The organism is Mesorhizobium xinjiangense, from assembly GCF_009749525.1.
Lineage (GTDB): Bacteria > Pseudomonadota > Alphaproteobacteria > Rhizobiales > Rhizobiaceae > Mangrovimarina > Mangrovimarina xinjiangensis.
Map to the genome: position 1 here is coordinate 1 of NZ_WOAC01000007.1, position 24,608 is coordinate 24,608.

23 protein-coding genes are annotated in these 24,608 nt (G+C 64.7%); 8 read left to right on the plus strand and 15 right to left on the minus strand.

Annotated features, from left to right (window positions below; genetic code table 11):
• Positions 1-157: 157 nt before the first annotated feature.
• Both aztB and aztA read right to left on the minus strand, forming a co-directional pair.
• Positions 158-1,024, minus strand: a complete 867-nt coding sequence (gene aztB / locus GM909_RS09310; RefSeq protein ID WP_157016112.1) for a zinc ABC transporter permease AztB — start codon at positions 1,022-1,024, stop codon at positions 158-160.
• 5 nt (positions 1,025-1,029) lie between these two features.
• Positions 1,030-1,857, minus strand: coding sequence for a zinc ABC transporter ATP-binding protein AztA (gene aztA / locus GM909_RS09315; protein WP_157016113.1), 828 nt, complete (start codon positions 1,855-1,857; stop codon positions 1,030-1,032).
• 196 nt (positions 1,858-2,053) lie between these two features.
• Here aztA and GM909_RS09320 point away from each other — a divergent pair, with 196 nt between their 5' ends.
• A complete protein-coding gene (locus GM909_RS09320) occupies positions 2,054-3,223 on the plus strand; it encodes a DUF3095 domain-containing protein (protein ID WP_157016114.1) in 1,170 nt (389 codons plus the stop codon).
• A gap of 24 nt (positions 3,224-3,247) precedes the next feature.
• On the opposite strand, the gene GM909_RS09325 is transcribed toward GM909_RS09320, so the two are convergent.
• From GM909_RS09325 to GM909_RS09365, 9 genes are all read right to left on the minus strand, one after another.
• Positions 3,248-4,528, minus strand: coding sequence for an amidohydrolase family protein (locus tag GM909_RS09325; protein ID WP_157016115.1), 1,281 nt, complete (start codon positions 4,526-4,528; stop codon positions 3,248-3,250).
• Positions 4,525-5,466, minus strand: coding sequence for an ABC transporter permease (locus tag GM909_RS09330; RefSeq protein WP_157016116.1), 942 nt, complete (start codon positions 5,464-5,466; stop codon positions 4,525-4,527). Before GM909_RS09330 ends, GM909_RS09325 begins: the two co-directional genes overlap by 4 nt.
• Positions 5,467-5,660: 194 nt before the next feature.
• Positions 5,661-6,710 carry an ABC transporter permease gene (locus tag GM909_RS09335; protein WP_157016117.1) on the minus strand — a complete coding sequence of 350 codons (1,050 nt, stop codon included), beginning with the start codon at positions 6,708-6,710 and terminating at the stop codon, positions 5,661-5,663.
• Positions 6,700-8,337 (minus strand): ABC transporter ATP-binding protein, encoded by a 1,638-nt coding sequence (locus GM909_RS09340; protein WP_235911782.1) that lies wholly within the window; start codon positions 8,335-8,337, stop codon positions 6,700-6,702. Before GM909_RS09340 ends, GM909_RS09335 begins: the two co-directional genes overlap by 11 nt.
• 68 nt (positions 8,338-8,405) lie before the next feature.
• Entirely contained in the window at positions 8,406-9,443 is a 1,038-nt protein-coding gene (locus GM909_RS09345; RefSeq protein ID WP_157016118.1) for a BMP family protein, read from the minus strand.
• A 153-nt stretch (positions 9,444-9,596) separates the two neighbouring features.
• Positions 9,597-11,525: an LTA synthase family protein gene (locus tag GM909_RS09350; RefSeq protein ID WP_235911783.1), complete on the minus strand. Its 1,929-nt coding sequence runs from the start codon at positions 11,523-11,525 to the stop codon at positions 9,597-9,599.
• 135 nt (positions 11,526-11,660) lie between these two features.
• Positions 11,661-13,079, minus strand: coding sequence for an ABC transporter permease subunit (locus GM909_RS09355; RefSeq protein ID WP_157016119.1), 1,419 nt, complete (start codon positions 13,077-13,079; stop codon positions 11,661-11,663).
• A gap of 218 nt (positions 13,080-13,297) precedes the next feature.
• Complete coding sequence (locus tag GM909_RS09360; RefSeq protein WP_157016120.1) at positions 13,298-14,080, minus strand: transporter substrate-binding domain-containing protein; 783 nt, start codon at positions 14,078-14,080, stop codon at positions 13,298-13,300.
• 58 nt (positions 14,081-14,138) lie between these two features.
• Positions 14,139-14,951, minus strand: coding sequence for an ABC transporter ATP-binding protein (locus GM909_RS09365; protein WP_157016121.1), 813 nt, complete (start codon positions 14,949-14,951; stop codon positions 14,139-14,141).
• Positions 14,952-15,191: 240 nt separating this feature from the next.
• Between GM909_RS09365 and GM909_RS09370 the strand changes: the two genes are divergently transcribed.
• The 3 genes from GM909_RS09370 to GM909_RS09380 are packed head-to-tail and all read left to right on the plus strand — an operon-like array spanning position 15,192 to position 18,279.
• The gene (locus tag GM909_RS09370; RefSeq protein ID WP_198174186.1) at positions 15,192-16,040 is read left to right on the plus strand and encodes a dimethylarginine dimethylaminohydrolase family protein; all 849 of its coding nucleotides are present in this window, start codon (positions 15,192-15,194) and stop codon (positions 16,038-16,040) included.
• Positions 16,037-16,690 (plus strand): TetR/AcrR family transcriptional regulator, encoded by a 654-nt coding sequence (locus tag GM909_RS09375; RefSeq protein WP_198174187.1) that lies wholly within the window; start codon positions 16,037-16,039, stop codon positions 16,688-16,690. The genes GM909_RS09370 and GM909_RS09375 overlap by 4 nt, the downstream gene beginning before the upstream one ends.
• Positions 16,687-18,279: a 5-guanidino-2-oxopentanoate decarboxylase gene (locus GM909_RS09380; RefSeq protein ID WP_157016123.1), complete on the plus strand. Its 1,593-nt coding sequence runs from the start codon at positions 16,687-16,689 to the stop codon at positions 18,277-18,279. Before GM909_RS09375 ends, GM909_RS09380 begins: the two co-directional genes overlap by 4 nt.
• Before the next feature lie 21 nt (positions 18,280-18,300).
• Here the strand turns inward: GM909_RS09380 and GM909_RS09385 are convergent, their stop codons facing one another.
• A complete protein-coding gene (locus tag GM909_RS09385) occupies positions 18,301-19,491 on the minus strand; it encodes a pyridoxal phosphate-dependent aminotransferase (RefSeq protein WP_157016124.1) in 1,191 nt (396 codons plus the stop codon).
• A gap of 591 nt (positions 19,492-20,082) precedes the next feature.
• On the opposite strand from GM909_RS09385, the gene GM909_RS09390 reads away from it, so the two are divergent.
• Entirely contained in the window at positions 20,083-20,793 is a 711-nt protein-coding gene (locus GM909_RS09390) for a nitroreductase (protein ID WP_157016125.1), read from the plus strand.
• Positions 20,794-20,803: 10 nt separating this feature from the next.
• Here the strand turns inward: GM909_RS09390 and GM909_RS09395 are convergent, their stop codons facing one another.
• Together GM909_RS09395 and GM909_RS09400 are read right to left on the minus strand one after the other, a co-directional pair.
• A complete protein-coding gene (locus tag GM909_RS09395) occupies positions 20,804-21,163 on the minus strand; it encodes a TraR/DksA family transcriptional regulator (protein WP_157016126.1) in 360 nt (119 codons plus the stop codon).
• An 18-nt stretch (positions 21,164-21,181) separates the two neighbouring features.
• Positions 21,182-21,622, minus strand: coding sequence for a MarR family winged helix-turn-helix transcriptional regulator (locus tag GM909_RS09400; protein ID WP_157016127.1), 441 nt, complete (start codon positions 21,620-21,622; stop codon positions 21,182-21,184).
• A gap of 93 nt (positions 21,623-21,715) precedes the next feature.
• Here GM909_RS09400 and GM909_RS09405 point away from each other — a divergent pair, with 93 nt between their 5' ends.
• Together GM909_RS09405 and GM909_RS09410 are read left to right on the plus strand one after the other, a co-directional pair.
• Positions 21,716-22,804 carry a WD40/YVTN/BNR-like repeat-containing protein gene (locus tag GM909_RS09405; RefSeq protein WP_157016128.1) on the plus strand — a complete coding sequence of 363 codons (1,089 nt, stop codon included), beginning with the start codon at positions 21,716-21,718 and terminating at the stop codon, positions 22,802-22,804.
• Positions 22,805-22,813: 9 nt separating this feature from the next.
• On the plus strand, positions 22,814-23,110 hold the full coding sequence (locus GM909_RS09410) for a MoaD/ThiS family protein (RefSeq protein WP_157016129.1): 297 nt from the start codon (positions 22,814-22,816) through the stop codon (positions 23,108-23,110).
• A gap of 28 nt (positions 23,111-23,138) precedes the next feature.
• Here GM909_RS09410 and GM909_RS09415 read toward each other — a convergent pair whose 3' ends face one another.
• Positions 23,139-23,753: a TetR/AcrR family transcriptional regulator gene (locus tag GM909_RS09415; protein ID WP_157016130.1), complete on the minus strand. Its 615-nt coding sequence runs from the start codon at positions 23,751-23,753 to the stop codon at positions 23,139-23,141.
• Between the two features lie 101 nt (positions 23,754-23,854).
• On the opposite strand from GM909_RS09415, the gene GM909_RS09420 reads away from it, so the two are divergent.
• Positions 23,855-24,595 (plus strand): SDR family NAD(P)-dependent oxidoreductase, encoded by a 741-nt coding sequence (locus GM909_RS09420; RefSeq protein WP_157016131.1) that lies wholly within the window; start codon positions 23,855-23,857, stop codon positions 24,593-24,595.
• Positions 24,596-24,608 lie beyond the last annotated feature (13 nt).

The following is a 24,608-nucleotide window of genomic DNA, read 5'->3' on the forward strand; positions in this document are numbered from 1 at the left end:
CATCGCAAGGATCACGTAAAGACACGCCAGAAAACGCCCATCAAAGAAATGCCGGCAAAATTGGCGGCTTCTTCAGCAACCTGCTAGCTCAAAGGCCGGGGCAAATCCATTGAGAACAGGCATTGCCCGCCGGCTTCGTGCATCGCGCAAAAGCGCGTCAGGCGGTGCGATGGTGATGGCGGTGGTAGCGGGTCAGTACGACACCGCGCGTGCCCAGGAGGATGGACGCCAGATAGATCGCGCCGGCGGAGAGAATGATTGCCGGACCCGAGGGCAGGGAAAAATGATAGGAGACAAGCAAGCCGGCGACGCAGGAAACCATGCCGATGGCGAGCGCCAACAGGCACATCGGCTCCACGCGCAGCGTCCAGAAGCGAGCGGCGGCGGCCGGCAGCATCATCAGCCCGACCGAAAGCAGCGTGCCGAGCGCCTGAAACCCGCCGACGAGATTGAGCACCACCAGCACCAGGAAGATGAAATGCACCGGCGTGCCGATGCGGCTGACCGAGCGCAGGAACAGCGGATCGAGACATTCCGCGACCAGTCCGCGCCAGAAGATGCTCAAGGTGACGACCGTGATGGCGGCGATCGCGGCAATCAGCGTAAGGGCCTCGTTGTTGAGGGCAAGCACGGTGCCGAACAGCACATGCATGAGGTCGACGCTGGACCCGCGCAGCGAGACGATGAGCACACCCAGTGCGAGCGATATCAGGTAGAAGGCGGCCATCGAGGCATCCTCCTTCTGCACCGTGAAGCGCGACACCGCGCCGGCGCCGAGCGCCACAACCATGCCGACCACCAGGCCGCCAATGGTCATCGGCAGGATCTGGAGGCCGAAAAACAGGAAGCCGACCGCAGCGCCAGGCAGGATCGCATGCGCCATGGCGTCGCCGGTCAGGCTCATGCGGCGCAGCATCAAGAAGACGCCGACCGGACATGAGGAGAGCGACAGAAGCAGCGAGCCGGCGAGCGCGCGCTGCATGAAGCCGAACTCCACGAAGGGGGCAACGAGGAACTCATACATGGGGCTCAGGCCGCTCCCTTCTGGGAATGGGGCGCATCGACGCTTTCGTGCGGACCGGCGCCGCCTTGCGGGTGTTGGTGGTGCGGATGCGCGTGGCCGTCATGTTCTTCGCACCAGGGCGCGTCCTCGCTCCACGCCTCGTTGAAGCGCCGCGCGCGCAAGAGATTCTCCGCTTTCAGCGCCTCGGCCGTCATGCCCCAGGCAACCTTCTGGCGCGCCAGAAGCAGTGTCTGTGGAAAATGCGCGCGGACAAGCTCGAGATCGTGGGCCACGACGATGACGGTGCGCCGTTCTCCGTGCCATCGCTCGATCAGCGCGATCAGGTCGCCGATCGTCTTGGCGTCGACCGCGTTGAACGGCTCGTCGAGCAGAATGAGATCGGCATCCTGCACCAGGACCCGAGCGAAAAGGGTGCGCTGCATCTGGCCGCCGGACAGCGTGTCGATCGGCCGGCTCTCGAACCCAGTCAGGCCGACGGCCGACAAGGCCTGCGTCATGCGCTCGCCGTCCTGTCTCGTGTAGCGGCCCAGAAGCCCGCGCTCGCGCCACAGGCCGAGGCGCACCAGGTCGAGCACCCGGGCGGGAAAGGAGCGGTCGATCTCGGATTGCTGCGGCAGATAGGCGATCTTCATCCCCTTGCCGACGGTGACGGCGCCTTCCATGGGGTCCAGCACGCCGACGATACCCTTCATCAATGTCGACTTGCCCGATCCGTTGGGCCCGACGACGGCGGTGAGCGATCCGCGCTCCACCGCGCCGGTCAGGTGATGAACGGCGGGATGGCTGTCATAGCCCAGTGTCAGATCGTCAAACGCAAGTGCGGGTTCGGTCATGGCAGCGTTCCGGCGGCAATCCGTGCCTGCCTATGTGATGTTATTACATTCGTCAATATGCCTGAGCATGGAAGGAGATATGAATCAGTCATCGGTGGCTGAGGGGTCTTTTGATTGTACCGCCTTTTGGGCGCCCACGGATTGGACTATGGGTATTGGCTGGTAATCGTGAGGAGCGGTGAGGTCGAACGCGTCCATGGACACGCCGAGCAGTGCAGCGAGCAGCAGCTTCTACGACTCGCTTCCCGTTCAAAAGGACTTCAAGAGCCTGTCGAATGCGGCCGTCTACACCCCGCTTCCGGATGACTGGTGTGTCGGTGTGGCCGACATTGTCGGCTCAACTGGGCATATCGCAAAGGGCAGGTACAAGGAGGTGAACACGGTCGGCGGCGCGGTCATTTCCGCCCAGATCAATGCCGCCGGCGATGAGCGGTTTCCCTATGTCTTTGGCGGCGACGGGGCGTCGTTCGCATTTCCAAGAAGCCAGCAGGAGCGGGTGCGCGACGCATTGGCGCGCGTGTTGCGCTGGGCGGCCGACGAATTCGGCTTCGAGATGCGTGGCGCGATCGTACCGGCCACGGATATACGCGCCGCCGGGTGGGATGTTGCCGTAGCGCGCTACGGCGCTTCGAACGAGGTCGACTACGCCATGTTCACTGGTGGCGGCGTTGCCTGGGCCGAGCGCGCCATGAAGGATGGCCGATATCGCGTCGAGCCGGCGCCCGCCGGCGCATTTCCCGATCTTGCCGGGCTTTCGTGCCGTTGGACGCCGATCCGCGCCCAGCACGGCAGCATCCTGTCCGTGCTCGCACTGCCCGTTGCGGGCGCGCCTGCGGCCGATGTGGAAGGCATGATGCGGCGCATTGTGGACGTGACCGCAAGTCTCGAACTGGATGGCAACCCGGCGCAAACCTCGCGCCTGCGCCTGGCCTGGCCCGCGAAGGGAGTGTCGATCGAGGCATGCGCCCGGCGCGCCGGCGGATCGCTTCTTTGGTGCAAGCTGAAGCTCTTCTTGGTGACGCTCTTCGGCGCGCTGATCTTCCGCCTTCATCTGCGCGTCGGCGCGTTCGATCCCGATCACTACACGCAGTCGGTGTCGAACAACGCGGATTTCCGCAAATACGAGGACGGGCTGAAGATGACACTCGACTGTGACGCCGCGACACGGCGGCGGATCGAGGCCATCCTCGAGGAGGCATCGCGGGCCGGTATCGTCAGCTACGGGCTGTTCGATCAGGACGCCGCCATCATGACCTGCATCGTGCCGTCCTTCGGCCGTGACGATCACGTCCATTTCGTCGATGGCGCCTCGGGCGGATATACGACCGCGGCCATGGCCATCAAGCAGCCGCAAGACGCCGGCTGACAACGCGCTGCAATGGCGTTGATCTCAGCCTGCCTGATGGCGTCGCCAGACCTCGTTCGGCCGGTCGGGCAGGCTGAGCCGCGTCTTCTGCTGCGTGCGCTCGGCGACCACCTTGCCCTTGGCGACAACGCACAGCCGTTCGGGGCGCAGCCTGATCGCCTCCACGGGATTGCCTGCGTCGAGCACGACGAGGCTCGCCTTGTTGCCGACCTCCAGCCCGTAGTCATCGAGCCCCATGATCTCGGCATTGGTCCGGGTGACCATGTCGAAGCACCGGCGCATGTCGGCCGGACTGGTCATCTGCGCCACATGCAGGCCCATGAAGGCGACGTCGAGCATGTCGGCCGTGCCGAGCGGATACCACGGGTCGAGCACGCAATCCTGGCCAAATCCGACCTTGATGCCGGCTTCCAGCATTTCGGGCACGCGCGTCATGCCGCGGCGCTTCGGGTAGGTGTCGTGTCGGCCCTGGATGACGATGTTGATGAGCGGGTTCGGACAGGCCGAAACGCCCGCCTCGGCAATCAGCGGCAGGAGCTTTGAGACATAATAATTGTCCATGGAGTGCATGGAGGTCAGGTGCGAGCCGTTCACCCGCCCCTGCAGTCCCAGGCGCTGCGCCTCGTAGGCCAGTTGCTCGATATGGCGCGAGTTGGGATCGTCGGTCTCGTCGCAATGCATGTCGACCATCAGGCCGCGTTCGGCAGCGATCCCGCACAACTCGGTGACGGAGCGCGTTCCATCGGCCATGGTGCGCTCGAAATGCGGAATGCCACCGACGATGTCGAGCCCCATGTCGAGTGCGCGGATGGTGTTTTCGCGCGCATTGGGCGAGCGGTAGAAGCCGTCCTGGGGGAAGGCGACGAGCTGCAGGTCGATATAGGGGGCAACCTCCTTCTTCACCTCCAGCAGCGCCTCGACCGCGAGCAGCCGGTCGTCGCAGACATCGACATGGCTGCGAATGGCGAGCAGGCCCATCGAGACGGCCCAGTCGCAATAGGCGAGCGCCCGTTCCTTGACCGCTTCATGCGTCAGCAGCGGCTTCAATTCGCCCCACAGCGCGATGCCTTCCAGCAGCGTGCCCGAGGCGTTGATGCGCGGCAAGCCGTAGGACAGCGTGGCGTCCATGTGGAAATGCGGATCGACCAGCGGCGGCGCGACGAGATTGCCCGTCGCATCGACGATGCGGCCCGCTTCGGCGTCGATCCCTGGTTCGATCGCCACGATCCGCTCGCCGGCGATTGCGATATCGGCTGTCTTGCCGTCGGGCAGGATGCCGCCCTTGACGATCAGGTCAAAGCTCATCTTTCGCCTTTCTGGTAGGGGATCATCAGCGCCTTGGGATAGGTGGCGCGGCGCGCCACCACGATCAGCGCCAGGATCGACAATATATAGGGCATCATCAGGAAGACCTGATAGGGCACGACCGAGCCCGCCACCTGTTGCAGGCGGATCTGGTAGGCGTCGAAAGCGGCGAAGAGGATCGCCCCGAGGAGCGCCTTGCCGGGCCGCCAGGAGCCGAAGACGACCAGCGCGATGCAGACCCAGCCGCGCCCGTTGACCATCTCGAAGAAGAAAGAGTTGAACGCCGACAGGGTCAGGAAGGCCCCGCCAACGGCCATCAGCGCGCTGCCGGCCATGACCGCGCCGACGCGGATGGCGGTGACCGAGATACCCTGCGCCTCCACGGCAGCCGGACTTTCGCCGGCGGCCCGCACGGCAAGGCCGAGCGGCGTGCGATAAAGCACCCAGGCGACCGCCGCCACGGTGACATAGGCCAGATAGGTGAAAGGGGTCTGGGAGAATAATGCCGGGCCGGCGACCGGAATGTCGGACAGGAGCGGGATCGGCCATGGCTGGAATGGTTCGATCTTCGGCGGCGAGGAGACCTCGGGCAGGGCGAGGCGATAGGTGAAATAGGTCAGGCTCGTCGCCAGCAGCGTCACGCCGATGCCGACGACATGCTGCGACAGGCCGAAAGGTACGGTCAGCGTGGCATGCAGCAGGCCGAACGCCGCACCGGTCGCAGCCGCCACGGCGACGCCGGTCCAAAGGTCGGCCCCAGAATAGACCGCGAACCAGCCGGCAAAGGCGCCCGCCACCATGATGCCTTCGATGCCGAGATTGAGCACGCCTGCGCGCTCGCAGATCAGTTCGCCCATGGTTGCGAAGATCAGCGGCGAGGCAATGCGGATCGCGGCGGTCCAGAAGGTCGCGGTGAACAGGATGTCGAACGCTTCCACTAGTGCTTCCCTCCCCCTTGAGGGGAGGGTGGCCGCGAAGCGGCCGCGTGGGGGCGCAGAGGTCGTGCTCGACGTTCTTCTGGCGCCGAGCGCTGCCTTTCCCCACCCCACCCCGTCTCACGAACTTCAGGTCGTTCCGTTTTCTCGACGACCCTCCCCTCAAGGGGGAGGGTAAAGAAGGCGCACTTCATCCCCTACCTCCACCGCACCCGGTACCTGGAAAGCATGATCGCCGTGACCATCGTCAGGAGCGCCGTGGCCGTCATCACATTGGCGATGTAGCTCGGCACGCCGGCCGATCGGCTCATGGCGTCGGCGCCGACGAAGATGCCGGCAACGAAGATGGCGGATATGACGACGCCCAACGGATTGAGCATGGCGAGCATCGCCACGACGATGCCGGTGTAGCCGAAGCCGGGCGAAAGATCGAGCGTCAGGTTGCCCTTCAGGCCCGAGACCTCGGAGAAGCCGGCGAGCGCAGCCAGCCCGCCCGACAACAGCGCCGTCTTGATCAGCGTGGCGTTGACGGGGATGCCGGCAAAGCGTGCGCCTTGCGGATTGTGGCCGACGGCGCGCATCTCGTAGCCGAGCGTGCTCTTTTTCATGATGACCCAGACGATGAAAGCGGAGACCAGTGCGACGGCGAAGCCGTAATGCAGGCGTTTGCCCTGGATGATGCGCGGCAGACGCGCCTCGGCGATCAGTTTCGGCGATTGCGGCCAGCCAAGGCCCATCGGATCCTTGAGCGGTCCCTCGAGCAGCATCGAGACGAAGAGCAGCACGATGAAATTCAAAAGCAGCGTCGTGACCACCTCGTCGACGCCGAAACGGGTTTTCAGGATCGCCGGCCCGAACAGGAGAAGGGCGCCGGCCGCCATCGCGGCAACCATCAGAAGCGGGATGAGGATCGGCGCGGGAAGCGGCAGGGCGCCGGTGCCGAGCACCACCGTGACGACAGCGCCGGCATAGAGCTGGGCTTCGGCGCCGATGTTCCACAGCTTGGCGCGAAAGGCGACGGCGACCGCCAGGCCGGTGAAGATCAGCGGCGTGGCGCGCGTCAGCGTCTCCATGATGGCGAATTGCGACCCGGCCGCGCCCTTGGCGACCAGCGCGAAGACCGAAAAGGGCGACGCACCCGCCGCCAGCACCAGCAGGGAAGCGATCAGAAATGTCGCGACGATGGCGGCGGCCGGGTAGGCCAGCGTTGCGGCGAGCGATGGCGCCGGTTTCGGCTCAAGCCGCATGGCTCGCCTCCTCCATGCCGTGGCCGGCCATCAGTTCGCCGAGCTCGCCGATGGAGCGTTCGCCGCGCGCCGAGGGGGCGGAGAGCCTGCCCTTGAACATGACGAGGACGCGGTCCGACAAGGTCAATATCTCGTCGAGATCCTCCGAGATGAGCAGGATGGCGGCACCATTGGCGCGCGCTTGAAGAAGCCGGCTGTGCACATAGGCGATCGCGCCGACATCGAGACCGCGCGTCGGTTGGCTGGCCAAAATGATCTTCGGACTGGGCGCCAGGGCCCGACCGAGGATCAGTTTTTGCATGTTGCCACCCGACAAAAGCCGGATCGGCGCGTCGGGCGAGGGGCATTTGACGTCGTATTCCGCGATGATCTCCTCGGCGAAGCCGCGCGCGGCCGACCAATCGAGCAGCCCATGGTGGGAGAAGCGAGGATCGCGGTAGCGCTCCGAAATCGCGTTTTCGGTGATGCTCATATCGGCAATCGTGCCGGTGCCGTGGCGGTCCTCGGGAATGCGCGCGACGCCATGCGCCAAGGCTTCGGCCTGCGACCAGGCGGCCGCGGCCGTATCGGCGATCGCGATGGTGCCGGAGGCTGGCGCATCGGTACCGGAAATGAGGGAGGCCAGTGCCGCCTGGCCGTTGCCCGAAACGCCGGCCAGCCCGGTGATCTCGCCGCCATTGAGCGACAGCGAGATGTCGCGCAGTCCGGAACGCGCGCCCTGAGACGGCGTGGCGACCCTGTCGAGCGTCAGCAGCGCGGGACCGCGCGGCACCGGCTCGACCGGTGGCGGGACGATTTCCTGACCGACCATCAGCGTCGCCAGTTCCTGCCGGGTGGTTTCGCTCGTCCGGCGTTCGCCGGAAAGCCGGCCGGCGCGCAGCACCATGACGCGGTCGCTGATCGCCATGACTTCGTTGAGCTTGTGCGAAATGAAGATGACGGACAATCCATCGGCCACCATGCGCCGCAAGGTTGCGAACAACGCCTCGGTCTCGATCGGAGTCAGGACCGCAGTCGGCTCGTCGAGGATCAATATCCGCGCATCGCGATAGAGCGCCTTGAGGATCTCGACGCGCTGACGTTCGCCCACCGTGAGCGAGGCGACTGTCGCGCCGGGATCGACCTCGAGGCCGAAATCGGCGGCCAGCTTCTTAATGCGCCTTTCGGCACCGGCCCGGTCGAGCCGCAGCCGCCAGGGGCTCTGGGTTCCCAGAACGATGTTTTCGAGCACCGTCAGATTGTCGGCCAGGGTGAAATGCTGATGCACCATGCCGACGCCCGCATCGAGCGCGGCGCGCGGATCGCCGGCGGGCAGGGGGTGGCCGAACACCTCCACCGTGCCTTCATCGGCGACATAGTGGCCAAACAGGATGTTCATCAGCGTCGTCTTGCCGGCGCCGTTCTCGCCGAGCAGTGCCACGACCTCGCCGGCGCTGATGTCGAGCGAGATCGCGTCATTGGCGACCAGCGGGCCGAAGTGCTTCGTGATGCCGCAAAGGCTAAGGACGATGCCTTGGCGAGGGTCCCCCTCCCCCTTGAGGGGAGGGTGGCCCGAAGGGCCGGGTGGGGTCATGTCGGCAGTGCTCGGCTTGCGTGTTGGTCGGCGCTGTTCAATGAGGTCGCGCATGATCGCGGCGACCCCACCCGGCCCGCTTTGCGGGCCCCTCTCCCCTCAAGGGGGAGAGGTCGCTGCCATCAGCTCGACTTCGGCTCCTCGTCGTTGATTTCCACCACGAGCGAGCCGTCCTTGATCGCCTTTTCCTTCTCCGCCACCAGGGCAAGGGCATCGTCGGGCACCTTGCCTTCGAAGGTGCCGAGGGGAGCGAGCGAGCAACCGCCTTCCTTCATGAAGGAATAAAGGCCGTAGTCCGTTGCCTTGAACGTGCCGCCCTTGACCTCGGCGATCGCATGTTCGAGCGTCGGCTCGAAATGCCATAGCGCGGACGCCACGACAGTCTCGGGATAGTCGGCCTGGGTGTCGATCACGTTGCCAATGGCCAGAACACCCTTTTCCTGGGCGGCGTCGGAGACGCCGAAGCGCTCGGCATACATGATGTCGGCGCCGGCATCGATCTGGGCGAATGCCGTTTCCTTGGCCTTGGGCGGGTCGAACCAGGACCCGATGAAGGAGACCTGGAACTTCGCGTCGGGCGCAATCTCGCGCACGCCGGCCATGAAGGCGTGCATGAGGCGGTTGACCTCGGGGATCGGAAAGCCGCCGACCATGCCGATATTCTTCGACTTCGTCATCGCGCCGGCGATGATGCCGGAAAGGTAGGAGGCGTCCTGGATGTAGTTGTCGAAGACGGCGAAGTTGGGCAGGGCGTCGTCCGGCTTGAAGCTCGAGCCCATCAGGAAGGCCGTATCGGGGTAGTCTGCGGCCACCGTGCGGGCGGCATCCTCGACGCCGAAGACCTCGCCGACGATCAACTGGTGACCGGCTTCGGCATATTCACGCATGACGCGCTCATAATCGCTGTTGGACGTGTTTTCCGAAAAGACATACTCGATATCGCCGCGGTCCTTGGCCGCGTTGGCGGCCTTGTGAATGCGGCTTACCCATTGCTGCTCGACGGGCACGGTGTAGATCGCGGCCACCTTTAGGGGTTCCTGGGCGAAGAGCCGGCCGGGCAGGCTGCCTGCGGCGAGAACGGCCGCGCCCGCTCCTGCGGTCTTGACGAGGGTTCTGCGGGAAATACCGCCGTTCAACGATTTCGCAAATGTTCTGGTCATGGTTCCATCTCTGGTTGGTTTGTTATCGCCGGGCTGTTTCCGTTCCCAAATGTTTCGTCTGCTCGTATGCGAAACCCGTCACGCCCGCAATGGTGCTCACGGATCGTAGAGGCGCATTTTGGCGGGCGAGGCGAGGTCCGGCAAGCTTGGTCGTCAGCTGGCCGGCTGGACCGGCCAGGGCTGCATATCGGGAAACATTTTCGGCAGGGCGTGGCGGCGCCCGAACATGGTATCGTATTGCAGCAGCCGGTATTCATCCAGCAACGGGTCGAGCGTCCCGTTCCTCAGCCATGCTTGGTGCGAATCTCCGCCCGCTTCGATCAGCAAATGCCGGTCGATGACATCGAAGCGCTCGTGAATCCGGCCGAGGAACTGCGTGTAATAGGGATGCTCCAGTCCAGCCTTGCTCAAAAGGTAGAGCGGGACGAAGGCGGGGCTGATGGTTCCGAGCTTGGTGTCGCTTCCGCCCGTGTTCGACCACAGGACAAGCGGCGTTTCGCGGGCCGGGAGCAGCTTGGATGCCGGTCCGATGCGCTCGGCCACCGGGCCCTTGAACATGCCGGTCCTGGCGTAGTTCTTGCCAAGCGGCGGCAGATGATCGCCGAAAAAGCCGATCACGGTGGGGCGTTTGCGTGCCTCGGCCCATTCGATCAGCCTGGCGAAGCTTGCATCGGCATCGGCCATGTTCTGGGCAAAGGTCGCGATCGTGCCGCGCGTCTTGGCGTCGGGTGCGCCGCGGATGCGCAGGGAACTGTCGGGATAGCGATCGGGCTCGTAAGGCCCGTGGCTCTGCAAGGTAACGGCAAAATAGAAGAAGGGCGCCGAGGTGGTGTCGGCATGCCTGATCATCTCGTCGATCAGAGCCGCGTCGGAGGCGAGCTTGCCGCGCTTTTTCAGCGACGGAAGCTTTTCATAGGAGTAGAACCGGTCAAAGCCGAAGGACTCGTAGACGTTGCCGCGATTCCAGAAGAAGGCCTTGAAGGGGTGGAACGCGCGCGTGACATAGCCCTGCCGCTTGAAGAAAGTCGCCAGCGAGGGCATCTCGCCGCGTACATATTGCTGATAGGGAATGCTGCCGTAGGGCAGGAAGGCGTTGGAAAAGCCCGTCAGCGCTTCGAACTCAACATTGGCGGTCATGCCGCCGAATTCGGGCGAGAAGATATGTCCCGACTGCATACCGCGTATCGTCGGAATTGGATCCGGTTCGATCGATATGCCCGGCAGGCGGGTCGGGTCCCAGAAGGATTCGCTCATGATGAGGATGACGTCCGGGCGTTGGCGGCCGGCGGCCAGCGGGTTGGCGGTGCCGGTCGGGCCGATGCCGTCCGTGATGCGCGCCATGGCCGGCGCGGAATAGCCGGGCGGCGCCGACACATTGGCCATCGGCACGTTGAGGGCGAAGGCGAGGGCGAACCCGTTGTGGTCGTAATTTTCCTGCTGGTCCCACATGATGGGCCAGATGTAGAGCCGCTCGCGCGCCCAGGAGAGGCTGTGGTAGTCGGTCATCGAGGCAAACAGCAGGATCGCCGGCACGGCGACCGCGACGCGCCACGCCCTGTCGCGCAGGCGCAGGGGCGCAAACAAGCGGCGCCGCACCAGCCAGATGCGCAGAAGGATGATGACCGAGACGACCACGCCCAGCGCCGCCAGAACCGCGGCGAGGGGCCGCTCGCGTATCAGGAGCGGCAGCAGGTCGACGATCTGGCGCGCATAGAGAAAATCGCTTGGATAGAGCGGATCGCCGAGATAGCGCACCTTTTCGGCGCCGATCCAGGCCAGACCCAATGTGAGCGGTGCCAGGATCAGGAACCCCATCAGGGCGCGCCCGCACAGCGCATCGCCGAGCAGCAGAAGAACCGCCATTGCGATCACGGTTCCCAATGCCGGGTGGTGCGGCTCGACGAAAAAGCCCCATGCGCCGGCGAGCGAGGAACGCGCAATGGCTTCGACGAGAAAGACGGTGATGCAAATCAGGAGCAACGCCACGCCGGTGCGTCGCGTGCTGCGGTGTCGCAGGACGCTTCTTATGCGGCTTGACGCACGCGTTGCGTCGCGCGCCTTTGGTGTCACAAAGCTGAACAACCACCATCTCCCAGAACGGGTTATAGGGGGTTCATAAAAATGTCATCAATTTGTCATGTGCGCCAGTACAACGCGCCCGCATGACGGATTCGGCCGCCGCAGGATGTCGAAATGGCCGTTCCCTGAGGGCGCATATCAGCCGAGACGCGAGGGGACGCGGTTTTCCAGCCAGCGGAATATGAGGATGATGACCCCGGTGATGATCAGATAGATCAGCGCCAGGAGCAGCAGCGGCTCGTAGATGATGAAGGTGTCCTGGCGCACGCGGCTGGACACGGCGTAGATGTCGACGACGGTGATGGTCGCGATCAGCGGTGTCGCCTTGAGCTGCAGCACTGTTTCGCCGGCCAGCGTCGGCAGGGCGCGATAGATGGCCTGGGGCAGCCAGATGCGCCGCAGCACCTTCCAGCGGCTCATGCCGAAGGCGCGCGCCGACTCCAATTGCCCCTTGGGCACGCCGGCGAAGGCGCCGCGCATGACCTCTCCCTCATATCCGGCGAATGACAGTGTCAGCGACAACACGGCATAGGGCCATGCCTGGCGCAGATAGGGCCAGAGCTCGGAGCCGCGGATCCACGGAAATTGCGGGAACAGCGAGCCGAGCCCGTAATAGAGCAGCCACAACTGGAGAAGCAGCGGCGTTCCGCGGATGACGGTGCAGAAGGCGCGCGCGGGTGCGGCCAGATAGCGCGGACCGGCGGCCTGGGCGAGCCCCAGCGGTACGGCCAGCGCAAAGCCGAGAATGCAGGTGACGATCAGGATCCAGATGGTCCGCCAGAGCCCTTCGGCGGCCAACGGCGCATAGTCGGGGATCCAGTCCCAGCGCATGGTGAGCGCCGCCCATGCCATGAGGCCGACGGCGAGCGCGATGAGCACGATGCGGTGCGGCTTGAACCAGGTGCGCGCCGGCTGGAGCGGTTCGTTGGTGACCTCGATGATGTTGGCCATCCGGGTTTCCTGCGTCAGTTCGTTGAAGCCCACGACCGCCAGCAGGGCCGTATCCTTGGTGGCGATCAGCCACAGATTGGCCAGCCCTGGAATGGCATAGGGCAACATGGCCGGCAGGGTGATGCGCCGCATGAGCAGGAAGGGCGACATGCCATAGGCACGGGCTGCTTCGATCTGGCCCTGCGGAATGGACTTGATGGCGCCGCGGATGACCTCGGTCGCGTACGCCCCCTGGACGACGCCGAGCACGCCGATGCCGGCCGCCAGTCCGCCAATGTCGATCGGCGGGTAGCCTATGGATTCCAGCACACGGTTCACCAGATCGGTGCCGGCATAGTAGAGCAGCAGGATCAGCACGAGTTCGGGCACGGCCCGCACGACGGTGGTGTAGACCTCGAACAGATCCTTGACGACGGCATTGCCGTAGAGCTTGCACCAGGCGCCGGTCGTGCCGATGACGATCCCCATGCCGAAGGCGCCGAGCGCGATCTGCACCGAATTGCCCAGTCCGCGCAGCAGATTGCCGCCCCAACCCGGCGGAACGGGCCAGAGAAGTTCGACAATGCCCGACTGGGCGAGTGGGAGGAGAAAGGATTCGATCGACATCTAACTCGGATGTTGCGGCCGCGAATGAGGCCATCCATCTGGCGCGCATATCTTTGCTTCAAACGTTTCTGTTTGAAGCGAACGCGCGCTAGAGGGAGCACGGTGACTTTCGGCGCTGCGTGACGGTGCCCTCACGCACTGCTTGCGGTCCTGCCGAAAGGGCGGGCCAATGGCGCGCCGGGACCTGCCCGGCGCGCCGCAGCGAGTGTTGCCCCCGCTCACTCGCCGTAGATGTCGAAATCGAAATATTTCTTCGTGATCTCGTCATACGTTCCGTTGGCGCGGATGGCCTTGATGGCGGCATTGAACTTTTCCTTCAATGCATCGTCGCCCTTGCGCAGGCCGACGCCGACGCCCGGGCCGAGAATGTCCTCGTCCGGTGCGACATCGCCCTTCATCTCGCAGCATGCCTTGCCCTGATCGGTCTCCAGGAACGCAGCCAGCGACAGCGAATCCGCCTGCACGGCATCGACGCGGCCCGCCGCCAGGTCGGCATGCGCCTCGTCCTGCGTCTGGTAGACCTTGATCTCGGCGACACTGTCGGCGAAGTGCTCCTTGGCGTAGGCCTCATGGACGGTCGACACCTGCACGCCGAGGATCTTGCCCTCGAGGCCCTCCGGCGTGGCCTCGAATTCCATGCCCTTGGGGCCCATGACGCCGGTCGGCGTGTTGTAGTATTTTTCGGAGAAATCGATTGATTTCATGCGCTCGGCGGTGATCGACATCGAATTGATGATCGCGTCGATCTTCTTCGAGTTGAGCGCCGGGATGAGGCCGTCCCAGGCCGTCATGCTGATCTCGCAGTCGAATTTTGCTTCGTCGCACAAGGCGTGGATCATCTCGATCTCCCAGCCGTTCCACTCGCCCGACGCGTCCGGCGAGGCGAATGGCGGGTAGGGCTCCGGCGCCATGCCGACTGTGATTTTCTCTGCCTGCGCGTGGCCGACGGCAACGGATCCGAGCAACAGCGCTCCGGCTGCGACCTTCAAGAGTGATTTCATCTTTTTCTCCCGTTCTTGTTGCGTGTCTTGTTGAGTGGTTCCCGAGTCCCCCGGTACCTTACGAAACGGTGCGGATGAACTGTTTCAGCCGCTCGGATTTCGGCGCCCCGAAAAGCTGTTCCGGCGGGCCTTCCTCCTCGACGACCCCGTCGTGCAAAAAGACAATATGCGAAGCCACTTCGCGGGCGAACTTCATCTCATGGGTGACCAGCACCATGGTGCGCCCTTCATGTGCCAGGTCGGCGATCACCTTGAGCACTTCGCCGACCAGTTCCGGGTCGAGCGCCGAGGTCGGCTCGTCGAACAGCATGACGCGCGGCTGCACGGCAAGCGCCCGGGCGATGGCGCCGCGCTGCTGCTGGCCGCCGGACAGAAATGACGGATAGACGTCGCGCTTGTCGGCCAGTCCGACGCGCTCCAACAGGCTTTCAGCCGTTTCGGTCGCCTGCGCTTTCGCCACGCCGAGAACATGGACCGGGACTTCGATGACGTTTTCCAGAAGCGTCATATGGCTCCACAGGTTGAAGCTCTGGAAGACCATGCCGAGACGCGAGCGTATGCGTTCGATCTGCTTGCGGTCGGCCGGTATGCGGTCGCCGCCGCCGTCCTTTCTGAGGCGGATTTCCTCGCCGTTGACCCGGATGGTGCCGCTTGTGGGATTTTCGAGGCAGTTGATGCAGCGCAGCAGGGTAGACTTGCCGGAGCCGCTGCCGCCGATGATGGCGATCACTTCACCGTCGCGCGCCGACAGCGAAACGCCCTTGAGCACGTGAAGTTCGCCGAACCGCTTGTGCAGGTTTTCGACGTGGATGGCTTCGGCCGCCTCGTCGGCCCGTGCCCTGTCGGCAGTTGCGCTGGTTGTATCGCTCATCGCACCCCGCCCGGGCGGCGGGCGCATCGGTTCCGTCGCGATCGGCCTGTCATAACGATGGTGCTCGGTCCCCTGTTTCTGTGTGCCAGGCACCGACCGGATGTGGAGCCGTGGCTGATTTGTTCTTGGCCCTATTAGCACACTTGCGACCTTGTTATGCAAGTGTATAAATACTCCCGACGAGGTTCAACCCACCTATTTCGGAAAGATTTTCCTGTGAAATCATATGGTTCCCAGTCTATGGCGGCGCCCATGCGGCGTGTCCTCATGCGTTCGGCACACAACGCGATGCAGGGCGCGGACCGACAATCGTGGCATTACGGACCGGGCTTCGATGCGGTGCGGGCAGGCGAGCAGCATGACGCGCTTGCCCGTCTTGTCACCGCGTCCGGCGCCGAGATCGAGTGGATCGAGGACAATGGCGACGGGCTTGCCGATTCCGTCTTCACGCATGATCCGTCGCTGATGACCGATGAGGGCGCGGTGATCCTGTCGATGGGCAAGGCGCTGAGAATGCCGGAGACGGACTTGCACGCGGCGGCCTATGAACGGCTCGGCATTCCGGTGCTCGGGCGCATTGCGGCGCCCGGTCAGGTCGAGGGCGGCGACTGCGTCTGGCTCGACGCAAAGACGCTGGCCGTCGGGCGTGGCGTGCGAACCAATCAGGAAGGCATCCAGCAGCTGGCCAACATCCTGGGTCGGATCGGCGTTACCGTCTATGGCTACGACCTGCCATTGTGGCAGGGCGAGGAGGCGTGCCTGCATCTGATGTCGGTCATCAGCCCGCTCGCCGACGATCTTGCACTGGTCTACTCGCCGCTTTTGCCGGCCCCGTTCTGGCAGGAGCTGACAGCGCGCGGCATCACGCTGGTCGAGGGCGATGCGGCGGAGTTTTCGGCAAGCAACGGCCTGAGCCTCAACGTGCTGCCGACGAAGCCTCGGGAGGTGATCGCGGTGGGCGGGTTTCCCAAGACGAAGGCAGCGATGGAAGCGGCCGGCTGCACCGTCGCCACTTTCGAGGCGGACGCATTGTGCATCGCCTGCGAGGGCGGCCCGACCTGCCTGACGCGGCCGATCCTGCGGCAATGACGGAAGGCGGGCGCCGGAAATTCCGCCGCGAGGGCGAGGAAAGGCGGCGTCAGGACCTGATCGAGGCGACGCTCGACTGTGTGGCCGAGCACGGCCTCGAAGGCGCGACTGTGCGCGCGATCGCGCTGCGCGCCGGCGTGACGGCCGGTCTCATCCGCCATTACTTCCCGGGCAAGGAGGACCTCCTTCAGGCGGCCTATGCGACGATCGTCAAGCGCATGACGGAGCAGGCGAAGGCCGCCCTGGTGATGGAGGATTCGAGCCCGCATCGCCGGCTCGCCGCCTTTGTCGCGGCCAATCTCGCCGCGCCCATCATCGATGTGCGCATCTTTTCCCTGTGGGCCGGCTTCATCGGGCGCGTGCACGCCGATCCCGACCTGGCGGCGACCCACCGCGAAGGCTATCTCGGCTTCCGCGACGAGGTCGAGGCGCTGGTCGCCGAGGTGCTGGCGGCGGACGGACGGACGGCGACGCAATCCGAGCTTCGCCGTCACGCGATCGCGATCAATGCCGTCATTGACGGTCTGTGGATCGAGGGCTGCATGGCCGGCGAGATGTTTGGCGCCGGTGAATTGGCGCATACGGGGCTTGAGGCCGTCGAGGCGCTGCTCGGCGTTGAACTGCAAAGCGAAGGAGAAGCCATCCAATGACGACGGTCGGCGAGGCGCTGGTGCGCTTCTTGCAAGCCTATGGCGTGAAGGCGGTCTTCGGCATCCCCGGGGTGCATACGATCGAGCTCTATCGGGGTCTGGCGACCTCGGAAATCCGCCATGTCACGCCGCGCCACGAGCAGGCGGCGGGCTTCATGGCCGACGGCTATGCACGGGCCACGGGCAAGCCGGGCGTCGCCTTCGTCATCACCGGACCCGGTCTGACCAACGCGATCACCGCGATGGCGCAGGCGCGCGCCGACTCCATTCCCATGCTGGTCGTCTCGGGCGTCAATGCGCGCGACACCCTCGGCAAGGGTCTGGGTTTCCTGCACGAATTGCCCGACCAGCGCGCCATGATGGCGAGCTTTTGCCGACTATCGATGCGCGTTGAGGAGCCCACTGAGCTCGCCCAGGCACTCGAGCGGGCCTTTGTCCTGTTTGCAAGCGAGCGGCCTGGGCCGGTCCATATCGAGATCCCGACTGATGTCATGGGGCTTGCGTTCGAAGGAAATTTCGACGTTGCCGCGCCGCCCGGCGGACCATTGCCCGACCCGGCAGATATCGAATCCGCCGCCGGTTTGCTTGCAGTGGCTCAACGTCCGGCGATCCTCGTCGGCGGCGGGGCACGCGGCGCGGCGCGGGCGGTTCAAGCGCTGGCCGAACGTCTCGACGCGCCGGTGGTGGCGACGACGAATGCCCGCGGTCTCATGCATGGCCATCGGCTCCTCGTGCCGGCCAGTCCGAGTCTCGATGCGGTTCGCGCGCTTGTGGCAGACAGCGACGTCGTGCTCGCCATCGGCACGGAGTTCGGTCCCACGGACTACGACATGAATGGCGATGGCGGCTTTCCAAATCTGCGCAAACTGGTGCGCATCGATATCGACCCGGCACAGCTTGCCCGGCAACCGGCTGACGTTGCCATTGCAGCGCCGAGCGATCTGGCCAGCGAGGCGCTTCTGACGGCCTTGCTGAAGGCGCCGCGGCGCGACGAGCGGATAGGGCAGGAGCGGGCGGGTGCTTGCCGGGCGGCCGCCTGGGAGGAGATCGGCGCGCGCTACCGGGCACATGTCGGTGCGATCGAGGCGGTGCGCGATGCTCTGCCCGGTGCGATGATTGTGGGTGACTCCACGCAGGCCGTTTACGCGGCCAATCTGTTCTACGATCACGACCGGGCCGGGGGCTGGTTCAACGCGGCGACCGGCTACGGGGCGCTCGGTTACGGTCCCGCCGCCGCCATCGGCGCGGCAATCGGCCGGCCGGAGGCTCCGACCGTCTGCCTGACCGGGGATGGCGGGCTGCAGTTCACGCTGGCCGAGCTTGGCTCGGCGCTCGACGAGCGGGCGAAGGTGATCTTCGTCGTCTGGAACAATCGCGGCTATCAGGAGATCGAGGCGGCGATGCGCGCCGTGCAGATCGCTCCGGTCGGAGTCACGCCGTCCGCGCCCGATTTCGTGGCAATCGCGCGAGCCTACGGCCTGCAGGCCGAACGTATCGACCGTCTCGGCGGTCTGGCCGCGGCTGTCGCACGTGCCGCGGCGAAGGACGGGCCGGCGCTGATCGAAATCGTCGACGATCCGCTCCTGTAGACCCCTGTCAGCGATGCTCCGTCAGGCCGTCCGTCTCGCGTCACCATAGGAGGCCACGTAGCGGCGCAGCCTGGCCGCCGCTTCGGCCAGCACCTCGTCGCTCTGGCACAGGCTGATGCGGATATGGCCGCGCGCCGCCTCGCCGAAGGAAAGGCCGGGCATGACCGCGACCTTCTCGCTTTCCAGCAGGCCCCAGGCAAAGCGCTCGCAATCGGGATCGATGGCGGCAATATCGAGCATGGCGTACATGCCGCCCTTCGAGCCGCGTACGCGCACCCCGTTCATGCCCTCGATCGCCTTCATGAAGGCCGAGCGGCGGGCATCGTAGCGCGCCGCGATCTCAGCGACCCCGTAAGCCTTTTCAAGCGCTTGTGTCGCGGCCCGGCTGACGAAATCGGTCAAGCCGTAGGTGGTCACGAGGTTGAGGTTGATGAGCTGCGTGATGAAATCGGCCGGGCCGGTGAGCCAGCCGATGCGCCAGCCGGTCATGCCGTGGCTCTTCGACATGGAATTGATCACCAGGGTGCGCTCCGCCATGCCCGGCAAGGCGCGCGGCGAGAGATGCTCGGCCTCGCCGGTAATGGTCCAGTAGACCTCGTCCGACAGAAGCCACAGGTCCCCAGTCCGGCAGATCTCGGCGATCGCTTCGAGGGTGTCGCGCGTATAGATTGCGCCGGTCGGATTGTTCGGCGTGTTGATGAGGATCGCTTTGGTGTTGGGGCGCAGCGCCGCGGCGATATCGTCGGCGGCCGGCTGAAAACCGTTATCGGCCCTAGCTTCGACGACGCTGAAGTCGGCGCCAGCGGCACGGAACGTCCCGGGATAGGTCGCATAATAGGGCGCGACGACAATCGCGTGGTCGCCCGGATCGAGCACGCCTTGAACGGCGGCGTAAAGCGCGAGTTGCCCGCCGGGCGTGGCCAGTATCTCGTCGGCAGCCGTGGCGACGCCGGTGCATTGCGTCGAGACGCTCGCCATCGCCTTGCGCAATCTCGGCACGCCGGGAAGCTGGGTATAGTGATGATAGCCGGCGCGCACGGCCGTCACGCAGGCCTCCACCGTTTCGACGGGCGTGTCGAAGTCGTGGTCGCCGACCGACAGCATCATGATGTCCTCTCCCGCCTGCTTGCGGGTCATGGCGGAAAAATGCACCTCCCAGCCGTCCTTGCCGGAGGGGCTGATGCCTGTGATTCGGGATGAGGGTTTGGGCATGGTCGATACTCTCACACAGTCGGCATTTCGTGACCCGGGCGCGGCTTGATCAGCGGGCCGGCGTCCAAAACATTGGCCGCAGTCATGCGGGGTGATCGCCTGCAGGTGCCCCCGAGCCGCAGCATGCGCGGCATGGCCGGATTGTCCACCCGGGTGCCGCAACTCTCCTGACGCCGCATTGCGCGCTTCGGGCCGTGGAGTCAACGCATGACACGCTTCAAGGATGTTCCGACGCTGCGCGCAGGCCATGGTCGGATCATGGGTTCACAAGAGGCCGGGGAGCGGTTAACGAAGCCGGCAAGAAGACAGTCATAAGTGACGGTTAGGCTTTCGGCTTGTGCACAAGTCTGTGCTGGCACATGGGCCGGTATTGGACCAATTGGGTGCGATGTGCGAAGGACAGGCGAATGGAGCGAATTTGACATTCGAGTGCTCGGTCTGCGTCGGCCGCCATCTCAAATGTCAAGTTAAAAACTCCAGTAGAATCAATTTGTTACTAGCGGGCCCTCTGCTTCGGACATTTGCTTGATTGCTTGACATGGCGGGATGCAGATGTCCGAATCGAACCACTAGGCACCGAAAGGACGGCTCATGCTTGCTCCGGACAAGAAAACCGAACCGGTTGACGAAGCTGAGTTCGTCGACGAGGCGATCGTCTCGCGCCGTTCGGTGCGCGCTTTCCTGCCCGATCCCGTCGATGACGCGACGATCCGAGACATATTGAAGGTCGCCTCGCGCGCGCCTTCGGGAACCAATATGCAGCCCTGGAAAGTCTATGTGACCAAGGGCGCCAGGAAGCGCGCGATCGCCGATGCGATCCTCAATTCGGGCATTCGGGCCGAGAAGGCCGAATGGGACGAGTACAAATATTATCCCGACCAGTTCTTCGAGCCCTATCTGGCGCGCCGGCGCGCCGTCGGCTTTGACCTTTACGGCGCGCTCGGCATCGGGCGGCGCGACGTCGACCGGATGCGTGCTCAGCACGACCGCAATTTTGTCTTTTTCGACGCGCCGGTGGGCATGATCTTCACCATCGACCGGCGTCTCAACAAGGGTTCGTGGATCGATTACGGCATGTTCCTGCAGTCGATCATGATCGCCGCGCGGGGCAGGGGGCTGCACACCTGCCCGCAGGCCGCCTTCGCACCCTATCACCGCCAGATCAGGCCGGTGCTGGGCATTCCCGACGAGGAGATCGTGGTGTGCGGCATGGCACTCGGCTACGAGGACGAGACGAAGCCGGAAAACAGCCTGCGCACCGAGCGTGCCGAACTCGAAGAGTTCGTCACCTTCGTGGAGTAGAGGGGCAGCTTCAGCTGCTGCGTCCGGACGCGCACGCAACGCATGTCAGTGCCGTCGGATCCGTCTCCAGCCTGCGGATGCCGATGAATTCGCCGCATTCGGCGCAGTAGCCGAATTCGCCTTCGCCCATGCGCCGGAGGGCGGCGCGGATACGCGCGATGCGCGACTTGCGGCGTTGCTCGACAGCCTGCGCCATGGCCTGGACCTGCAATGCGTCGATCCGCGACACGCGTCCGACACTTTGCTGGTCGAGCTCGACAGGAGCGCGATGGTCTTCCGTGTCGCGTGATTGTGCGTCCAATTCTGCCAGTTCGGCTTCGAGCAACGCGCCGAGCGTCGTTTTCAGTTCCGCCTGATCGGGTTCGGCCATTCGTTCTCCCCACTGCGATCAGGACAATAGCTGCAATTGCCGGCGCAGCATATCGCAATCGTCAAGCCCGGCTTCCAGGGCGCCATGGGTCTCGCGCCATATCGGCATGGCCTCGGTAAGTGTCGCCAGACCGTCATCGGTGAGCGTGAGCAGCCGGCCGCGCCTGTCGTCTGGGTCGACGGCGATTGCGACCAGCGCGCGCCGCTCGAGCGCCTTGAGGTTCGCGGTCAGTGTGGTCCGGTCCATGGCCAGAAAGTCAGCGATCTCCTTCATCCGTGCCGGTTGCGGGCGGTTCAGGCTCATCATCAGGGAAAACTGGCCATTGGTGATGCCGACGGGTCTCAACGCATCGTCGAACATGCGGGCGAGGCGACGCGCGGCGCGCTGCGTATGCAGGCACAGGCAGTGGTCACGCACATGCAGCGTGGTGTCATGATCGGGTGGCAAAGGTTTTGACATGTCCATATCGTGTTGATATCAACTTATTCACTTGATGCAAGTGCGGCGAACGGTTGTCGCTGTGCAGGCCATTCGTGAGGGAGGGAATCCGGCATGGGAAAGCGCATCCTTCTGCTTATCGGTACGAAAAAGGGGCTCTTTATCGCCGAGGGCGATGAAGGCCGCAGGTCCTGGGCTCTGCGCGGTCCCTATTGCAGCACCTGGCCGATCCATCATGCGATCGGCGATGCCGCGACCGGGGCAATCCACGCAGCCGGCGGCAATGAATGGTTCGGCCCCGCGGTCTGGCGATCGGAGGATCTGGGAGAAAGCTGGACGCATTCGAGCGAGGGTCTGGCTTACGGTCAGGGCGAGGAGCCGGTCAGTACCGTGTGGAGCCTCGCATCGGGCCATGGCGGCCTCTATGCCGGGGTGCAGCCGGCAGGCCTTTTCCACAGCCGCGACGGCGGACGCACGTGGCGCCACCTTGCGGGGTTGCGCGACCATCCTTCGCGGCCTGAATGGAACCCCGGCGGAGCCGGCCTGATCCTGCATTCGCTGGTGCCGCATCCCGATGATGCGAACCGCATCTGGGTCGGCATTTCTGCAGCCGGCGTCTTTGCCAGCGACGACGGCGGGACGCACTGGGAACCGCGCAACCGTGGCACGCGGGCCGACTTCTTTCCGGACGATCAGAAATACCCCGAATTCGGCCAGTGCGTGCACTGCCTCGTCATGGCGGCGGGGTCGAATGGGCGGCTCTACCAGCAGAACCATTGCGGCATGTATCGCAGTGACGATGGCGGACGCACATGGGAAAGCATCGAGAACGGACTGCCGTCGAGTTTCGGCTTTCCGGCGGCGGCCCATCCGCGCGATCCCGAGACGCTGTTTCTGCTTCCCCTCAACGGCGATTCGGCCGGCCGTTTCATGCCCGACGGCAAGGCGGCGGTGTGGCGCACGCGCGACGGTGGTGCGAGCTGGCAGGACCTGCGCGAGGGGCTGCCGCAAGAGGATGCCTATTTCGGCGTTCTGCGCCAGGCCATGACGACCGATGTGATGGAACCGGCGGGCGTCTATTTCGGCACCGGCAGCGGCTCGGTCTTCGCCAGCGCCGACGAGGGCGATAGCTGGACCGAGATCGCCCGGCACCTGCCGACCATTTCGTCGGTCGAGACAATGGTCGTCGAACACGATTCTTGACGAGGTTTCATGGCTGCCGCCCAAGACAGAAAGGATTCTCCGACGCTCGTCGTCAGGCTGCCGGGCGTACTGGTCGACCTGTTTCCCGGATCGGCCCGCCAGGTCGAATTGCAGGCCGCCACGGTGGACGAGATGGTCGACGAACTCGACCGGCGCTGGCCCGGCATGCGCGGCCGCATTTGCGACACGCGTCCGGCCATCCGCAAGCATATGAACATCTTCGTCGACGGCGAGCGCGCCACGCTGGCAACGCGGCTGCGGCCTGGCATGGAGGTCTTCGTCCTGACGGCGATCAGCGGCGGGTGAGGGCGCCGGTATCCCGCGGTAGGGACACTCAATCCGAAGGAGAGCCGGCAAGGCCGTCCCAGGCCGCGATGCCGGCCTCTGCGATGGCCATCAGCCTGTCCCTGTCGGCACCGTCGCGTGCCTGGATCGACATGCCCTGCTGCAGCGTCGCATAAAAAGCCGCAATTGCCCTGCAATCGGCGCCCGCCGGCAGTTCGCCTTCGGCTTGCGCCCGTTCCAGTCGGCGCCGCAACTGCTCGACATTGTCCGCGCGTTCTTCCCGCAACTCGGCGCAAGCGGCGGCGTTGGTGCCGCTTTCGGGCAACGCGCCGAGCACAATGAGGCAGCCGGGCGGCATGCCTGGCGTTGTGTAGGAAATGGCGGTTTTGCGCAGGAAGTGCTCGATCGCCTGGCGCGCGGTCGGGGCATCGTCCAGACTGGTCCAAATCTCAGTGCCCTGGGTCCGCTTGTAGAGCTCCACGGCTTCGCGAAAAAGCGCTTCCTTGGAGCAAAATGCGGCATAGAGGCTCGGTGAGTTGATGCCCATGGCCGACGTAAGGTCGGTCAGGGACGCACCGTCATAACCCTTTGCCCAGAACACGCTCATGGCGCGCTTGAGCGCCTCCTCACGATCGAACCCTCTCGGCCTGCCTCTTGCGGACATCACACACCTTTATTGTGTCAAACAATACATAAATCGCTTGACGGTGTTCGGCAAGCTTGGCAGGTATTGTATACCGATCAATACAGAAAAGAGATTCCGACATGTCCCGACTGGCTGGAAAAGTGGCACTGATCCTTGGCGGAAGCCGTGGCATGGGTGCGGCCATCGCCAAGAGACTCGCCGAAGAGGCGGCCGATGTGGCGTTCACCTATGCCAGTTCGCCCGCGCGCGCCAATGACGTTGCGCAGGCGATCGAGGCGATGGGTCGGCGCTCATTGGCCATAGCCGCGGACAATCGCGACGTGGCCGCGGTCGAAGAGGCGGTGACGGAGACGGTCAGTGCCTTCGGGCGGCTCGACATTCTGGTCAACAATGCCGGAATCTTCCTTGTCGGCCCCGTCGATACGCTGACGCTCACCGATTTCGACGAGACCGTGAACGTCAATGTCAGGGCGGCCTTCGCCGCCTCGCGCGCGGCGCTGGCCCATATGGGCGAAGGCGGGCGGATCGTCTCCATCGGCAGCAATCTCGCCGTGCGCATGCCCGATGCGGGGCTCAGCCTCTATTCGATGAGCAAGGCCGCGCTCACCGGCATGACCAAGGCGTTGGCGCGTGAAGTCGGGCCGAAAGGGATCACCGCCAACATCGTGCATCCGGGGTCCACTGATACGGAGATGAATCCGGCCGACGGTCCGGGCGCCGAGGAACAGCGGGCGCTGATGGCCATCCCGCACTTCGGCGAGGCCTCGGAGGTGGCCGGACTCGTTGCCTGGCTTGCCGGCCCGGACGCTCGCGGTGTCACGGGCGCGGAGTTCACGATTGACGGCGGTGCGAATATCTGAGGCCGCGTACGGC